Here is a 16,037-nt window from a genome sequence, read left to right as displayed (position 1 = left end):
ACTCCCCGCTGTCATTCCGGGGCAGCCCGTAGGGCTGAGCCCGGAATCCATACTCAGGATCGTGGTTATGGATTCCGGGCTCGCGCTGCGCGCGCCCCGGAATGACGGCCTCAGTGCCTGACCCCAAAGATCTGCCGCGCTTCCGCGGGACTGGCGATGTCGCGGCCGGCACGCCGCGCACAGGCGGCGAGCCCTTCGACGAGCTGCCCGTTCGACATCACCTTGGTGCCGTCGCCGAGATAGAACGTGTCTTCCAGGCCGCTGCGGAGATGACCGCCGAGGTCGGCGGCGCGCTGGTGCAGCGGCCAGATCTCGGCGCGACCGATCGCGGTGACCTGCCAATGCGCATCCGGCACCTTCAGCTTCAAGAGGATCGGCAACAGCTCCGGATCGGCCGGCATGCCCGAGGCAACGCCCATGACGAAATTGTATTCGAGCGGGCCGGAATACATGCCGGTCTGCCGGTACATGCCGACGCAGCGCACGATGCCGACATCGAAGCACTCGAATTCGGGGATGGTGCCGGCGACCTTCATCACATTGAGATAGTCCTGCACCTTCTCCACCGCGTTATCGAACATCATCGGCGGCCAGGCCCAGGTGTTGTCGGCCTTGACCTTCAGATAATTGAGCGAGCCGGCGTTGCAGGCAGCGATCTCGGGTTTTGTCTCGCGCACGCAGTCGAGCGCGCCCTGGTAATTCGGACCCGAGGTGCCGGTAGTGTGATTGATGATGACGCCGGGGCAGGCCTCGCGGATCGCCTGCTGGATCTCCTTGCTGACGCCGACCTCCCACGACGGCAGATGCCCCTTGTTCGGCTCCTGCTGGCGCAGATGGATGTGCATGATGCTGGCGCCGGCGTTGAACGCCGCCCTGGCCTCACGCGCCATCTCTTCCGGTGTCACCGGTACGTTGTGCTGCTTCGGGTCGGTAAGCACGCCGTTCAGCGCGCAGGTGATGACGGCCTTGTCGCTCATGGGTCTCTCGTCCGTATTGCAGCGCACCTGCGCGGCTGATTTCCCCATGATGAGAAATTTGTCTGTGCGCCATCTTGCGTTGACTGGCTAAGTGGATGCGCTCACGACGGAATCCGCCGTCAGCCGGTTAACACAAGACGTGACGCCCACGTGGCGCGTAGCCTTGCTTGCAAAGCAGAAGCGGCGCAACAAGCCGGCATCACGGAGAGAAAATCATGGTCTCGATCAACCGGCGCGGATGGCTCACCGGCGCCGCAGGCGCGGGGCTTGCCGCGGTCGCAGGTCTCCGGCCTTCGCTTGCCGAAGATACGCCCGGCGTCACCGCGACCGAGATCAGGATCGGCAGCACCACCTCGCTGAGCGGCCCGGTGTCCGCGCTCGGCGTGCAGGCGCGCTGCCAGGAAGCCTATTTCAAGATGCTGAACGAGCAGGGCGGCATCGCCGGCCGGCAGATCAGATACATCTATTACGACGACGCGTTCAATCCGGCGAAGACGGTCGAGCAGGTGCGCCGCCTGATCGAGAGCGACAATGTCGCCTTCCTGTTCAACATGCTCGGCACCGCGCCGAACTCGTCGGTCGTCAAATACATCAACGCCGCCAAGGTGCCGCATCTGTTCCTGTCGGTGAACGGCGACAAATGGGGCGACTACAAGACCTATCCCTGGACCATGGGCTTTGCGCCGAGCGCGCGGACCGAGGCGCAGGTGTTCGTCAAATATGCGCTGAGCCAGAACAAGAACGCGAAGTTCGCGGTGCTCTACCAGAATGACGATCTCGGCAAGGATTTCGTCGCCGGCACCAAGGATGTGCTCGGCGAGCGGTTCGCGACGTCGGCCGTGATGGCCTCGCACGAGGTCACCGATCCCACGATTGATTCCCAGATCGTCGCGCTGCGCGGCGCCAATCCCGATGTGCTGATCTCGGGCACCACGGCAAAATTCTGCGCGCAGTCGATCCGCAAGATCTATGAGCTCGGCTGGAAGCCGATGCATTTCATTGCCAGCGGCGCGGCCTCGATTTCCTCAACCATCGCGCCGGTCGGCCTCGACAAGTCGCAGGGCACGATCTCGTCGGCCTATGTGAAGGACGTCGCCGACCCGGCCTGGGCCAACGACCCCGGCGTGAAGGATTTCCTCGCCTTCATGGGAAAATACTTCCCCGACGGCAATCCGAAGGAGGGCTACAGTCTCTACGCCTACACGGTGGCGCAGGTGCTGAAGATCGTGCTCGAGCAGTGCAAGGGCAACTTCACCCGCGACAACATCATGGCGCAGGCGAACAACCTGAAAGACGTTGAAGTCCCGACGCTGTTGCCCGGCATTCGCGTCAACACCAGCCCGACCAATCACCACCCGCTGCAGCAGCTTCAGCTGCAACGGATCGAAGGGCCCGGCTGGCTGCGGTTCGGCGATGTGATCCAGGGCGCGAATTTGTAGCGGAGAAAATCCCAACTGTCGTCCCGGCGAAAGCCGGGACCCATACCGCGTGATCTATCCGTGATGCGGGATGGCAGAGGCCTTTTGAAACAATAACCGACTGTGGTTATGGGTCCCGGCTTTCGCCGGGACGACGGATGGTTACGTCAACGCGCGCTCTTGCCCGGTGCGATAAATCGCGAGATCTCGCGAGCCGGAGAAGATTGCGCGCGGCTTCAGACCATAGAAGCGGCGGATCGAGTGGCTGAAATGGGTCGAGTCGGGATAGCCGATATCCTGCGCGAGATGCGCGAGGTTGATGTCCTGGTTGGCGAAATGCAGCAGATGCCGCGCGCGCTTCCAGGCGCGGAAGGAGCGGAACGAAATCCCGGTCTCCTCCTTGAACAGATGCAGGAAGCGCGACGGCGATAGCCCGGCCTCGGTGGCGCAGCCGGCCGCGGTCACCGGCTCGCCGGAGAACTGCCCGATGCGGCCGATCGCGCGCACGACGCGCGGATCGAGCACACGCTGCGGCAGCGCGTCGCCGAAGCACATGGTGTCGAACTCGGCATTCGCGATCGCGTCACGATGCTGCATCTCGGCAAGCGTCGCATAGGCGTTGCGAATCCGGTTCGCGAACAAGTGGGAGTCGGGTCCTTGCAGGCGGCGCGCGACGGCCTCCAGCGTACCGTCAGGCACGCTCTCCGGCTCGATCGCAACGCAGATCGCGGATCGATATTCGCTGGTGATGGTATGGCGCAGGTTCGGCATCGTCACCGCGAGCTCGCCGTGTGACTCGCGGCCTTCGCTGGTCGACAGATGCAGGCCCTCGCGGATCGCGACATAGACATGGAATGCGCCCGGACAGCGCTCGCGCGGGCGGCCGAGCAGCCCGGCATAGAATACCCGTTCCGGCGTGATCAGCATCCGGTGGCCGGACTGCTGGCCGGACTTTTGGCACTTCGCGTCCACGATCGCGTCCATGGCGGTTCCTCCTCGCGCGGCTCTTTGGGCCGCTGCGGCGGGGCTACCATAGCGCAAATTGGCAAAAGCGATACGTCGTCATTCCGGGGCGATGCGACGCATCGAACCCCAATGCGCAATTGCGCATTATGGGATCTCTAGGTTCCCCAATGCGCAATTGAGTATTTGGGTTCAATGCTGTGTATTGCCCCGGCACGACGGGGAAGTTACGGCCGCGCTCGCGGCGCAACGTTCTGTTCCTGCCCGGCTTTTTGCTCCGACGCCACCGCGCGCCTGTAACCATCGCGCTGTTGCAGCCGCGCCCAATAGGCCGCGACATTCGGCCCGAAATCCTTGGCGAGGCCAATATTGCTAGCGAGCCGGAGCGCATAGCCGTTGGCAATGTCGGCGGCCGTGAAGCGTTCCGCGCAGAGGAATTCAGAATTCGCGGCAGCAGCCTCCACCGCGCGCAGGCGGCCCAGGAACCATTTTGCATAATCGCCCGCGACCTGCGGGTTGCGCCGCTCCTCCGGCTCCAGCTGGCTGTAGCGAAGCACCAGTGTCTGCGGAAAGGTCAGCGTCGCATCGGAAAAATACATCCAGTTCAGGAACGCGCCATAGGCCGGCTCGTCGGGGCCGACGATCAGCGGCGTCGTGCCGTACTTGGTGCCGAGGTAGTGGCAGATGCCGGAGGACTCCGTCATCTTCGTCTCGCCATCGACCATGAACGGGATGGTGCCGAGCGGATTGATGCCGAGATATTCCTTGGCGAACACGCGCGGCGGGAATGGCAGCATCTTCAGTTCATAGGGCAGCCCGAGCTCCTCCAGCATCCACAACGGACGGAACGAGCGCGCGGCATCGCAGTGATAGAGCGTGATCATCAGGCGTTTCCCATGTTCTTGATCGCCGCCACCATGGAGCGCCGGCGCGGCGACTGCAACATTGTCGTGCGCAGTGCTTTCATCGCGCACGTTTTCGGTTCAGGCATTGGCGTATTTGCGCAGCTCGAGCCGCGCGATCTGGTTGCGATGGACCTCGTCCGGACCGTCGGCGAGACGCAGCAGCCGGGCCGTCGCATAGGCTGCGGCGAGCCCGAAGTCGTTGCTGGTGCCGCCGCCGCCATGCGCCTGGATCGCCCAGTCGATGACCTGGCAGGCCATGTTGGGGACCGCGACCTTGATCATGGCGATCTCGGCCTTGGCCACCCTGTTGCCTACCGTGTCCATCATGTGGGCCGCGTTGAGCGTCAAGAGCCGCGCCTGCTCGATCATGATGCGCGATTCCGCGATCCGCTCTTGCGTAACCGTCTGCTCCGCGACCGGCTTGCCGAACGCGACCCGGCTCCTGGTCCTGACGCACATCTTCTCCAGCGTGCGTTCGGCAAGCCCGATCAGCCGCATGCAGTGATGAATGCGGCCCGGGCCGAGCCGCCCCTGCGCGATTTCGAAACCGCGGCCCTCGCCGAGCAGCATGTTGCTTGCGGGCACCCGCACATTGGTGAACACGACCTCCGAGGCACGGTCCGGCACGCCGTAGAAGCCGAACACCGGAAGCGGGCGCAGCACCTCGATCCCTTGCGTATCCATCGGCACCAGGATCATCGACTGTTGGCGATGCCGGTCCGGATTATTGGGATCGGTCTTGCCCATGAAGATGCAGATCTTGCAGCGCGGATCGGTGGCGTTGGTGGTGTACCATTTGCGGCCATTGATGACGTAGTCATCGCCGTCGCGCACGATCGAGCTCTCGATATTGGTCGCGTCGCTGGAGGCAACGGCCGGCTCGGTCATCGCGAAGCAGGACCGGATCTCGCCCGCGAGCAGCGGCTGCAGCCATCGCTCCTGATGCTCCCTGGTGCCGTAACGCGCCAGCACCTCCATGTTGCCGGTGTCCGGTGCCGAGCAATTGAAGAGCTCGGGCGCAAGATGCGACCGCCCCATGATCTCGCAGAGCGGCGCATATTCGAGATTGGTGAGGCCTGCGCCGTGCTCGCTCTCGGGCAGGAACAGATTCCACAGCCCCTCGTCCCTCGCGATGGGCTTCAGCTCCTCAACGACCGGATAGACCTTCCATGGGCCGAGCTCTTCCGCCTCGCGGTAGAACCGCGCCTCGTTCGGATAGACATGGCGATCCATGAACAACTGAAGCCGATGCTTCAGCTCGGCGACTTTCTGGCTCTCCTGAAAGAGCATAGCGGCCTCCATCTCTGCGCGGCGATGCGACCCGTCGGACCGGCTTCGCGCTACTTCTTCATCCCGGGCAGCGTGCCCATCATCTTGCACAACACCATCAGCATCACCTCGTCGGCGCCGCCGCCGATCGAAGTCAGGCGGCTGTCGCGATAGGCGCGGCTGACCGGCGTCTCGTTGGTAAAACCCATGCCGCCCCAATATTGCAGGCAGGCGTCGGTGAGCTCGCGGCCAAGCCGGCCGGCCTTCAATTTCGCCATGGTCGCAAGCCGCGTCACGTCCTCGCCCGCCACCAGCGCCTCGCCGGCGCGGTAGATCAGCGAGCGCAGCAGCTCGACCTCGGTCTGCATCTCCGCCAGCTTGAAGTGCACCACCTGGTTGTCGAGGATCGAGCCGCCGAACGCCTTGCGGTTGCGGGTGTAGTCGATGGTCGCGTTGATGATGAACTCGTGCGCCTTCAGGCAGGCCGCCGCGCCCCACAGCCGCTCCTCCTGGAACTGGATCATCTGGTAGGTGAAGCCCTGGCCTTCCTCACCGATCCGGTTACGCTTGGGCACCCGGACATTGTCGAAGAAGATCTGCGCGGTGTCGGAGGAGCGCATGCCGAGCTTGTCGAGCTTGCGCGCGACCTGGACACCCTTGGTTTTCATCGGCACGCAGATCAACGACTTGTTGCGATGGACCGGACCGTCGCTGGTGTTGGCCAGCAGGCAGATCCAGTCGGCCTGGGTGCCGTTGGTGATCCACATCTTGCCGCCATTGATGACGTAATCGTCGCCGTCGGGTCGCGCATGGGTCTTGATCGAGGCAACGTCGGAGCCGGCGCCGGGCTCGGAGACGCCGATGCAGGCGACCTGGTCGCCGGCAATTGCTGGCGACAGGAACTCGCGGCGCACTTCGTCGGAGCCGAACCGCGCCAGCGCCGGCGTCGCCATGTCGGTCTGCACCCCGATCGCCATCGGCACGCCGCCGCAGGTGATGACCCCCAGCTCCTCGGCCATCATCAGCGCATAGGAATAATCCAGCCCCTGGCCGCCGAACTCGACCGGCTTGTTGAGACCGAGGAAGCCGAGACTGCCGAGCTTCTTGAACAACTTATGCGCCGGGAAGATGTCGGCCTTCTCCCATTCGTCGACATGGGGATTGATCTCGGCCGCGATGAATTTTTGCAACGCGCGGCGCGGTTCGTCGTGGTCGGCGGTGAAGAGCATTGTTTTGTCTATCCTTCGTCATTCTGGGCGCGCGGAGCGCGAGCCCGGAATCCATTTCACATCGAATCTGCTGCCCGATGGATTCCGGGCTCTCGCTTCGCGAGCCCCGGAATGACGGCTGTGAGTGAGAAGCATTCAAAGCCCCATCTGCCTTGACGCGAGATCCTTCATGATCTCCTCGGTGCCGCCGCCGATGGCGTTGACCTTGACCTCGCGATAGATGCGCTCGACCTTGACGCCGCGCATGAAGCCGGCGCCGCCGAAGATCTGCACCGCCTCGGAGGCGCAATGCGCCATGGTTTGCGTCGCCTGGTTCTTCATCATGCAGATCTCGGCGACCGGGCTTTCGCCCTGGCCGAGCCGCCACGCCAGCATTTCCAGCATCGCCTGCGAGGCCGCGACCTTCTGCGCCATGTCGACGATCTTGTGCCGGATCACCTGGTGTTGCGCGATCGGCTTGCCGAAGGTCTTGCGCTCCTTGGCATAGGCAATCGCCTCGTCGAGGCAGACCCGCGCGTAGGCGGTACAGCTTGCCGCCATGCCCATGCGCTCGCTGTTGAAGTTGTACATGATCTGCCTGAAGCCCTGGCCCTCCGCGCCGATCAAATTCTCGACCGGCACGCGGCATTCGTCGAAATGAAGGGTCGCGGTATCGGACGCCCACCAACCCATCTTCTTCAGCTTGGTACGAGACAGGCCGGGCGTATTGCCCTCGATCAGCAGCAGGCTGACGCCGCCGGGGCCTTCGCCACCGGTGCGCACCGCAACCGTCAGATAGTCGGCCCGCATGCCCGAGGTGATGAAGGTCTTCTCGCCGGAGACGACGTAATGGTCGCCGTCGCGCCGCCCCTTGGTGCGGAGGTTCGCGACGTCCGAGCCGCCGCTCGGCTCGGTGATCGCAAGCGCTGAGATCTTCTTGCCCGCGAGCACCTCCGGCAGCACCCGCGCCCTGACCTCGGGCCGGGCGGCGCGGGCGATCGGCGGCGAGCCGATGCTATGGCTCATCAGGCTCGCGGAGACGCCGCCGGCACCGGCGCGCGCCAGCTCCTGCGAGGCCACGATCTTCATGAACTGGTCGGCGGCGATCCCGCCATATTCTTCCGGGAAACCGAGGCCGAGCAGCCCGATTGCGGACGCCTTGGCATAGAGCGCGCGGGGAAACTCGCCCTCTTCGTCCCATTGATGGGCATAAGGCTCGATTTCCTTGGCCACAAAGCGCCGCATCACCTCGCGAAAGGCCTCATGCTCGCCGGTGTAGAACGGGTTTGCCATCCGCGTGCTCCGTTGATTCCCGCCTCCGACGATGTCCGGATTTTTCCCTGTTCACTTGCGTCGAGTGGCTGTTGGCCAGACCGGCCTTCCATCTGGCCACTGGCCAGCCACTAAACGCAAGACAGTATCCTAATACGCCCCCTCCACTGCCAATTCATGGCATCAATTGAGCCAGGAACAGGCGGCGCAAGACTGCCGTTCCAGAGGAGGGAAATTTGCCGGTTCGTTATTACGACTGGATCGCGCATCATCGCCGGCGCACGCCGGAAAAGATGGCGCTTGTCGATCTCGCAAGCGGTCGCCGCTTCGGCTATGCGGAACTCGACGCCCGCGTGTCGCGGCTCGCGGGCTATCTGCGCGACACCCTCAAGGTCGCCCGCGGCGACCGGGTCGCGGTGCTGGCGCTGAACACGACCGATACGCTGGAGGTGCAGTTCGCCTGCTTCCGGATCGGGGCGGTCTTCCTGCCGCTCAACACCCGCCTCACCGTTCCCGAGCTGCGCTACATCACCGGCGACGCCGCGCCCAAGGTGATGATCCATGACGACGACCTCGCCGATACCGCGCTTGCGGTCGCCAAGCTCTGCGACGTCGCATCGACGGCGCGGCTCGGCCCGGGCGGTGCCTATGAGGCCGGCATCGCGGCGGCGAAACCGCTCGAACGGTTCGAAGAGGTCATGCTCGATGACATCTCGACCATCATGTACACCTCGGGCACCACGGGTCAGCCCAAGGGCGCGATCATCACGCATGGGATGACGTTCTGGAATTGCGTCAATCTCGGCGGCCCCGCCTACATCTCGCCGGCCTCCGTGCTGCTGACCGTGCTGCCGTTGTTCCACACCGGCGGGCTGAATTGCTACACCAACCCGGTGCTGCATGCCGGCGGCACGGTGCTGATCATGCGTGCGTTCGATCCCGGCGAGGCGCTGAAACTGATCGGCGATCCCGCGCAAGGCATCAACGTGTTCTTCGGCGTGCCCGCGATCTACCAGTTCATGGCGCAGCATCCGGCCTTCGCGTCAGCCGACTTCAGCCGCCTGCTGATCGGCGGGGTCGGCGGCGCACCGATGCCGGTGCCGCTGCTCAAGACCTGGGAGGCGCGCGGCGTCGCGCTGCAGCAAGGCTACGGCATGACCGAAACCTCGCCCGCGGTGATGGTGCTCGACCGCGAGGATGCTGCGCGCAAGGCCGGCTCGTCCGGCAAGCCGGTGCTGCATACCGAGGTTCGGATCGTGCGGCCCGACGGCAGCGATGCCGCGGTCGGCGAGCTCGGCGAACTCTGGGTCAAGGGCCCGAACATCACGCCGGGCTACTGGAACAGGCCGGACGCCAACGCCTCCTCCTTCACCGACGGCTGGCTGCACACCGGCGACGCCACGCGGATCGACGAGGAAGGCTTCTACTACATCGTCGACCGCTGGAAGGACATGTACATTTCCGGCGGCGAGAACGTCTATCCGGCCGAGGTCGAGAGCGTGCTGCATCAATTGGCGGCCGTTGCCGAGGCCGCCGTCATCGGCATCCCGAACGAGCAATGGGGCGAGGTCGGGATGGCCGTGATCGCCGTGAAGCCGGGCCACACGCTGACGCCGGCCGAGATCCACGCGCATTGCCAGGCCAATCTGGCGCGGTTCAAGTGCCCGCGCCTGATCGAATTCATCGATGCCCTGCCGCGGAATGCGACAGGCAAAATTCATAAGCCGACGCTGCGGCAGCAATTCAGCCAGCCGAAGCCGACCGATACTGCCGCATGATCCCGGGGACGCGTGTCGCGTCTCCCTGGCCATGTCGAGAGAAGTGTTGCCCGCAACCGTCTGCCGGGACCGGCTGCGGGTTCGTTGCGTAAGTCCCCAAACAGAATCAATCGAGGAAATTGCCTTTATGAAAACCACAAAATTGTCGCTGCTGGCCGCCGCCGCGGCGCTCTGCCTGCTCTCCACCCAGGCCGCCTTTGCACAAAAGAAGTATGACACCGGCGCCTCCGACACCGAGATCAAGATCGGCAACGTCGAGGCCTATAGCGGTCCCGCCTCCGCCTACGGCGTCATCGGCAAGACCGAAGAAGCCTATTTCAAGATGATCAACGATCAAGGCGGCATCAACGGCCGCAAGATCAACTGGATCTCCTATGACGACGGCTACTCGCCGCCGAAAACCGTGGAGCAGATCCGCAAACTGATCGAGAGCGACGAAGTGTTCCTTGTGTTCAACGCGCTGGGCACGCCGACCCAGACCGCGGTGCAGAAGTATCACAACGCCAAGAAGGTGCCGCAGCTGTTCCTCGCCACCGGCGCCAGCAAGTGGAACGATCCGAAGGATTTCCCGTGGACGATGGGCTTCCAGCCGAGCTATCGCGTCGAGGCGCGGATCTTCGGCAAGTACATCCTCAAGGCCAAGCCGGATGCCAAGGTCGTGATCTTCTATGCCAATGACGATTTCGGCAAGGACTACCTGGTCGGCCTCAAGGAGGTGCTCGACAAGTCAAGCGTCAAGATCGTCGCCGAGGAAAGCTACGAGACCACGGAGCCGTCGATCGATTCCCACATCGTCAAGCTGAAGGACACCGGCGCCGACGTGTTCGTCAACATCTCGACGCCGAAATTCGCCGCGCAGGCGATCAAGAAGATCGCCGAGCTCGGCTGGAAGCCGATGCACGTGATGACCGACGTCTCGATCTCGATCGGCGCGGTCATGAAGCCCGCCGGACTCGAGGCTTCCGAAGGCGTGCTGTCGGCCGGGTACCTCAAGGACGCGTCCGATCCGCAATGGAAGAATGACGAGGGCATGAAGAAGTTCATGGAGTTCGCCGAGAAGTACATGCCGGGCGCCAATTTGTCCGACGCCAATCTGGTCTATGGCTACGCCGCGGCGCAGACCATGGTGCAGGTGCTGAAGCAGGCCGGCGACAATTTGACGCGTGAGAACGTGATGAAGCAGGCCGCCAGCCTGAAGGACTTCACACCCGACACGCTGATCCCCGGCATCCGGATCAACACCAGCGCGACCGACTTCGCTCCGGTCGAGCAGCTCAAGATGATGCAGTTCAAGAACGGACAGTGGGAGCTGTTCGGCGACATCATCAGCGCCGAGACCGGCGGCTAGCGCCACGCGCTCGAACAGCTAGCATCAGGTATCGCGAAGCCGCCCATTCAGGCGGCTTCGTTGTTTCGGCGAGCAATTTCACCGTCACCCTGAGGAGCCGCGAAGCGGCGTCTCGAAGGGTCGATGGTGGCCGTGCATCCTTCGAGGCTCGCTCCGCTCGCACCTCAGGATGACGGAATTGGCAGCGCTATGTGGCTTAGTTGCGCAGCAACGATCGCTGCGACCGACGCAACCTGCAACTATCCCGGCAGGAAGATCGCGAACGGCTCGTCGATCGTGCGGCGCAGATGCTCGCGATAGAGGGCGTAGTTGGCATCCTCGGCCGACACCCGGCCGAGGCTCGGCTTCGGCACGTTCTTCACCGGCAGGAATGCGATCGGCGCGGCGACCGGCGTCAGCAGCGAGCCGCGGCCGGCGAGCAGCGTCGTGATGATGCCGTACATCTCACCGGAATTGCGCGGGCGCGAGACCGTGATCACGCGATGCTGGCCATGCCGGTTGGTGACGAGATAGACGAAGCCGGATTCATTCGGCACCGCCACCTCGCCATACTGGGTGTAATCGGCATCCTGTCGCTCGCCCTCGCGGAAGCCGAGCGATGATGCAGCATCATCCCAGGCGATCTCCGTCCGATAGGCATAGACCGCGCGCTGCTCGCCGAACGACGGGCGCACCGTGATGTAAGTGCCTTCGATCCGCGCCACCGAGCGGCGCGAATAGGATCCGAGGCTGTCGGGCGCGATCCCGCCATTGGCAGGCGCAACCACCGCCATCGCCTCCGGCAGCTTGCGCAAGGAGACGCCGAGCGCCTGCTCGAGCCGCACCGTGGTCGCCAGCGTGAACGGACGGCGGCCGCCGAGCACCTTCTCCAGTGTCGAAAGGCTGAGCTTGGCCTGCTCGGCCAGCGTCTGCCGCGAGATGCGGCGGCGCGCGATCTCCTCGCGGATGGTCTCTGCGACCTGCTGGCTCTGCTCGGCGGAAAGCTGCTTGTCCGGCGTCGGCATCGTGATTCCTGCCCGGTTCCCCTTGATTCCGCGCAGTCTAGCAGACCGGACAATCCATCACAAAACCGCACAAAACCGCCTCGGCCGGCGGCGGGCCGCGCCGGACGGCGGCCAATCATTGCCGATCATTCTGCTCGCGCCAAAACCACCGCTCTCCATGATCGCGAAGCAGCGAAAGTCTCGCTCGGAGTGACAAAAATGACGATTTACGATGCATGTGAGAGCGGCCCGCAGCTCCGGCTGTCGCGCCGGATGCGCATTGTGCTGTTCTTCCTGGTGGAAGGCGTCGCCGCGCTGGTGATCGGCTTCGCGGCGCTGTTCGTGAGCTTTGATCCGGTGTGGTCGGCCGAGTTGCCGCAACAGGCGGTGCTGCGGCCGAGCGAGGCGCGCTCCGGCTCGCTGCTGTTCAAGACCGACGACGGCTATGCCGATGCAACCAGGCTCGGCATCGATGTCGATCTCACCGTGTCCGGTCCGACCGTCCGTGCCCGCGTCACGCAGATCTTCCGCAACTCGACCAAGGACTGGGTGGAAGCGACCTATGTCTATCCGCTGCCGGCCGGCGGCGCGGTCGACACGCTGAAGATGGTGGTCGGCGACCGCATCGTGGTCGGCGACATCAAGGAGCGGCAGCAGGCCCGCGCGATCTACGAGCAGGCCAAGCAGAACGGCCAGAAGGCCGCGCTCACGGAGCAGGAGCGGCCGAACATCTTCACCAACTCGGTCGCCAATATCGGCCCCGGCGAAACCGTGCTGGTGCAGATCGAGTATCAGGAGCCGGTGCAGCAGAACGGCAACGAATTCTCGTTGCGGGTGCCGATGGTGGTCGGCCCGCGCTACAATCCGCGGCCGGTGGTGCAGAGCGTCGATCTCCGCGCCGATGGCAGCGGCTGGGGCGCCACCACCGATCCCGTTCCGGATCGCGATCGTATCACCTCTGAGGTGCTCGATCCCGCGACGAACGCGCCGGTCAATCCGACCAACATCACGGTGCACCTCAACGCCGGCTTTGCGCTCGGCGAAGTGAAGAGCCATTTCCACCAGGTCAGGATCGAGAGCCCCGACAGCACCACGCGTATCGTCAAGCTCGCCGAAGGCCCGGTGCCGGCCGATCGCGATTTCGAGCTGACCTGGAAGCCGGCCGCCGAGAAGGCGCCGTCGGTCGGGCTGTTCCGCGAGCATGTCGGCAATTCCGACTATCTGCTGGCCTTCGTCACCCCGCCGTCGGTGGAACAGGCGCAACAGAAGCCATTGCCGCGCGAAGTGATCTTCGTGATCGACAATTCCGGCTCGATGGGCGGCACCTCGATCATCCAGGCCAAGGCGAGCCTCATCTACGCGCTCGGCCGCCTACAGCCGACCGATCGCTTTAACGTGATCCGCTTCGACGACACCATGGACACGCTGTTCCCGGCGCCGGTTGCGGCCAACAGCGCCAATATCGGCAACGCGACGTCGTTCGTCAGCGCGTTGCAGGCGCGCGGCGGCACCGAGATGCTGCCGGCAATGCGCGCGGCGCTCTCCGACACCAATCATGATGACGCCGACCATGTCCGCCAGATCGTGTTCCTGACCGATGGCGCCATCGGCAACGAGCAGCAACTGTTCGAAACCATCAGCGCGCTGCGCGGCCGCTCACGCATCTTCATGGTCGGCATCGGCTCGGCGCCGAACACCTACCTGATGACGCGCGCCGCCGAGCTCGGCCGCGGCACCTTCACCCATATCGGTTCGGTCGAGCAGGTCGACGAGCGGATGCGCGACCTGTTCGCCAAGCTGGAAAATCCGGCGGTGACGAACCTCGCCGCAAAGTTCTCCGATGCGACCGCCGACCTGACGCCGTCGGCACTCCCCGACGTCTATCGCGACGAGCCGCTGGTGCTGGCCGCGAAGCTCGACAAGCTTGCCGGCTCGGTCGAGATCAGGGGCCGCATCGGCGACCGTCCATGGAGCGTAACGCTGCCGCTCGCGAACGCCGCCGAAGGCAAGGGCCTCTCCAAGCTGTGGGCGCGCCGCAAGATCGCGGATGCCGAGGTCGCGCGCACCACGCGGCAGGCGAATCCCGAGGACGCCGACAAGACCATCCTTGCGCTGGCGCTGGAGCATCAGCTCGTGACGCGGCTGACCAGCCTCGTTGCGGTCGACAAGACGCCGAGTCGCCCCGAAGGCGAGCCGCTCAAACTCTCCGAACTGCCGCTCAACCTGCCCGCCGGCTGGGATTTCGCAAAGGTGTTCGGTGAGCGTCCGCGCCTGCCGGCCGCGCCGACCGAGCGTCGCGCTAACGCCGGCGACGGCAAGGTGCAGCTCGCCGCGCTGAAGCGGTCACCGGTCGCGACGCCAGGTCCCGGCACGATCCAGCTGCCGAAGACTGCGACCGATGCCGAATTGAAGATGATCGCCGGTGTGATCCTGCTCACGGTCAGCCTTCTGCTTCTGGTGTTCAACCGGCGTCAGACGTCGTCCCACTGACGTCGGATGAAAGGAGGAGGTGCCCCCGACCTCCTCTTTCAAGAGCGCGCGCGGCCTTCCCGTCCCCCAAGGCCGCGCGCGCCACTTCTCTCGCCAAGCATCATTGCGAGGATCGAAGCGACGACGCAATCCATGGCTCCCCATCTGCCGCATGATGGATTGCTTCGCTTCGCTCGCAATGACGGGAGCAAGATAGCAATGCGCCGCTTCATCCCCCCGCTCGCCTTCGCCCTCATCGGCCTGATCCTGTTCGGCCAGGGCGCCTATATCCACGCCAAGGCGCTGCTCGCGCAGCTGCTGCTGGAGCGCGCCTTCGCACAGAGCATCGCGACCGGACATCCGGTGAAGCCGTGGCGCTGGGCCGATACCTGGCCGGTCGCCCGGATCGAGGTGAAGCGCCTGCACGCGTCCGCAATTGCGCTTGCCGGCAGCAGCGGCCAGGCGCTGGCATTCGGCCCCGGCCATGTCGAACAAACCGTCGATGCCGGCGAGCCGGGCGTTGCGGTCTATTCCGCGCATCGCGACACCCATTTCCGCTTTCTGAAGGATGTCGCAATCGGCGACGAGATCGACGTCACGAGAACCGACGGCAAGATGTTTCGCTACCAGGCCGATCGCAGCGCGGTCGTCCGCTTCGACCAGTCCGGCATCGATCCGCTCACCAACCGGTATGAGCTGGTGCTGTCGACCTGCTGGCCGTTTGACGCGCTGACGTCGGGCCCCGAGCGCTATCTGCTGCACGCGACCATGATCCAATCGGATTCGAGCCTATCCGACTGAGGTTCCTGATGCTTATCGATTTTGCGCCTGCCGGGATATTGCAAGCGATGCCCTGACTTGCAGCAGCGTGAGTTGCTACCCCCTTCCATCGGCCATAAAAACAATGAAAAATCGCGTTCTGCGGTGATCCGCCGTGGGCCAGAGGAAACAAGTAGAACAAGGATAAGGCAGGCTCCATGGAAGCTTTCGCAGGCACCGCGTCACATTCGTCCCGCAAATGGGCACCGCCCGCTGACGCCAGCGACATCGTCAAGAGCATCCATGCGATGCTGCACCCGCGCAACATCGTGCTGGTCGGCGCCACCGACAAGCCCGGCAACTACGCCGAACGGATCTGGAACAATCTGATCAAGTACCAATATGCCGGCGGCCTGTTTCCGATCAACGCCAAGCGCGAAACCATCTGGGGCGTCACCTGCTACAAGGATTTCGCCAGCCTTCCCGAAAAGCCGGACCATGTGCTGGTGCTGGTGCCGGCCCGCTTTGCCGTGCAGGTGATCCGCGATGCGGCCGCCGCCGGCGCCCGCTCGGCGACCATCGTCACCTCCGGCTTCAGCGAGCTGCAGGACGAGGAAAGCCAGCGGCTCGCGGTCGAGCTGAAACAGGCGATCAAGGAGACCGGACTTGCGGTTACCGGTCCAAATTG

At 64.2% G+C, this 16,037-nt stretch carries 14 protein-coding genes; 7 read left to right on the top strand and 7 right to left on the bottom strand.

Features of this window, described 5'->3' with window-relative positions; translation table 11 throughout:
* Positions 1-110 precede the first annotated feature (110 nt).
* On the bottom strand, positions 111-977 hold the full coding sequence (locus H8B02_RS11600) for a beta-keto acid cleavage family enzyme (RefSeq protein ID WP_229166362.1): 867 nt from the start codon (positions 975-977) through the stop codon (positions 111-113).
* A gap of 215 nt (positions 978-1,192) precedes the next feature.
* Here H8B02_RS11600 and H8B02_RS11595 point away from each other — a divergent pair, with 215 nt between their 5' ends.
* Positions 1,193-2,416, top strand: coding sequence for an ABC transporter substrate-binding protein (locus H8B02_RS11595; RefSeq protein ID WP_229166361.1), 1,224 nt, complete (start codon positions 1,193-1,195; stop codon positions 2,414-2,416).
* Between the two features lie 141 nt (positions 2,417-2,557).
* Here H8B02_RS11595 and H8B02_RS11590 read toward each other — a convergent pair whose 3' ends face one another.
* The 5 genes from H8B02_RS11590 to H8B02_RS11570 form a co-directional block, all read right to left on the bottom strand.
* Entirely contained in the window at positions 2,558-3,379 is an 822-nt protein-coding gene (locus H8B02_RS11590; RefSeq protein ID WP_229166360.1) for a helix-turn-helix domain-containing protein, read from the bottom strand.
* A 206-nt stretch (positions 3,380-3,585) separates the two neighbouring features.
* Positions 3,586-4,242 (bottom strand): glutathione S-transferase family protein, encoded by a 657-nt coding sequence (locus H8B02_RS11585; RefSeq protein WP_229166359.1) that lies wholly within the window; start codon positions 4,240-4,242, stop codon positions 3,586-3,588.
* Between the two features lie 99 nt (positions 4,243-4,341).
* Positions 4,342-5,553, bottom strand: coding sequence for an acyl-CoA dehydrogenase family protein (locus H8B02_RS11580; RefSeq protein WP_229166358.1), 1,212 nt, complete (start codon positions 5,551-5,553; stop codon positions 4,342-4,344).
* Positions 5,554-5,603: 50 nt separating this feature from the next.
* Positions 5,604-6,761, bottom strand: coding sequence for an acyl-CoA dehydrogenase family protein (locus tag H8B02_RS11575; RefSeq protein WP_229166357.1), 1,158 nt, complete (start codon positions 6,759-6,761; stop codon positions 5,604-5,606).
* Between the two features lie 135 nt (positions 6,762-6,896).
* On the bottom strand, positions 6,897-8,033 hold the full coding sequence (locus H8B02_RS11570) for an acyl-CoA dehydrogenase family protein (protein ID WP_229166356.1): 1,137 nt from the start codon (positions 8,031-8,033) through the stop codon (positions 6,897-6,899).
* A 215-nt stretch (positions 8,034-8,248) separates the two neighbouring features.
* Here H8B02_RS11570 and H8B02_RS11565 point away from each other — a divergent pair, with 215 nt between their 5' ends.
* Positions 8,249-9,790, top strand: a complete 1,542-nt coding sequence (locus tag H8B02_RS11565; RefSeq protein ID WP_229166355.1) for an acyl-CoA synthetase — start codon at positions 8,249-8,251, stop codon at positions 9,788-9,790.
* Positions 9,791-9,917: 127 nt separating this feature from the next.
* Positions 9,918-11,138 carry an ABC transporter substrate-binding protein gene (locus H8B02_RS11560; protein WP_229166354.1) on the top strand — a complete coding sequence of 407 codons (1,221 nt, stop codon included), beginning with the start codon at positions 9,918-9,920 and terminating at the stop codon, positions 11,136-11,138.
* 239 nt (positions 11,139-11,377) lie between these two features.
* On the opposite strand, the gene H8B02_RS11555 is transcribed toward H8B02_RS11560, so the two are convergent.
* Positions 11,378-12,142, bottom strand: coding sequence for a helix-turn-helix domain-containing protein (locus H8B02_RS11555; RefSeq protein ID WP_229166353.1), 765 nt, complete (start codon positions 12,140-12,142; stop codon positions 11,378-11,380).
* Between H8B02_RS11555 and H8B02_RS11550 the strand changes: the two genes are divergently transcribed.
* From H8B02_RS11550 to H8B02_RS11535, 4 genes are all read left to right on the top strand, one after another.
* Complete coding sequence (locus H8B02_RS11550) at positions 12,126-12,335, top strand: hypothetical protein (protein ID WP_229166352.1); 210 nt, start codon at positions 12,126-12,128, stop codon at positions 12,333-12,335. The genes H8B02_RS11555 and H8B02_RS11550 overlap by 17 nt on opposite strands.
* A gap of 59 nt (positions 12,336-12,394) precedes the next feature.
* Positions 12,395-14,611, top strand: a complete 2,217-nt coding sequence (locus H8B02_RS11545; protein WP_376711641.1) for a marine proteobacterial sortase target protein — start codon at positions 12,395-12,397, stop codon at positions 14,609-14,611.
* A gap of 198 nt (positions 14,612-14,809) precedes the next feature.
* Entirely contained in the window at positions 14,810-15,391 is a 582-nt protein-coding gene (locus tag H8B02_RS11540) for a class GN sortase (protein ID WP_229166350.1), read from the top strand.
* 176 nt (positions 15,392-15,567) lie between these two features.
* Positions 15,568-16,037 (top strand): CoA-binding protein (locus tag H8B02_RS11535; RefSeq protein ID WP_229166349.1); only part of this gene is annotated, 470 nt, incomplete at its 3' end.

This window comes from Bradyrhizobium altum (assembly GCF_020889705.1).
Classification (GTDB): domain Bacteria; phylum Pseudomonadota; class Alphaproteobacteria; order Rhizobiales; family Xanthobacteraceae; genus Bradyrhizobium; species Bradyrhizobium altum.
This window is presented reverse-complemented; position numbering and strand designations above follow the sequence as displayed.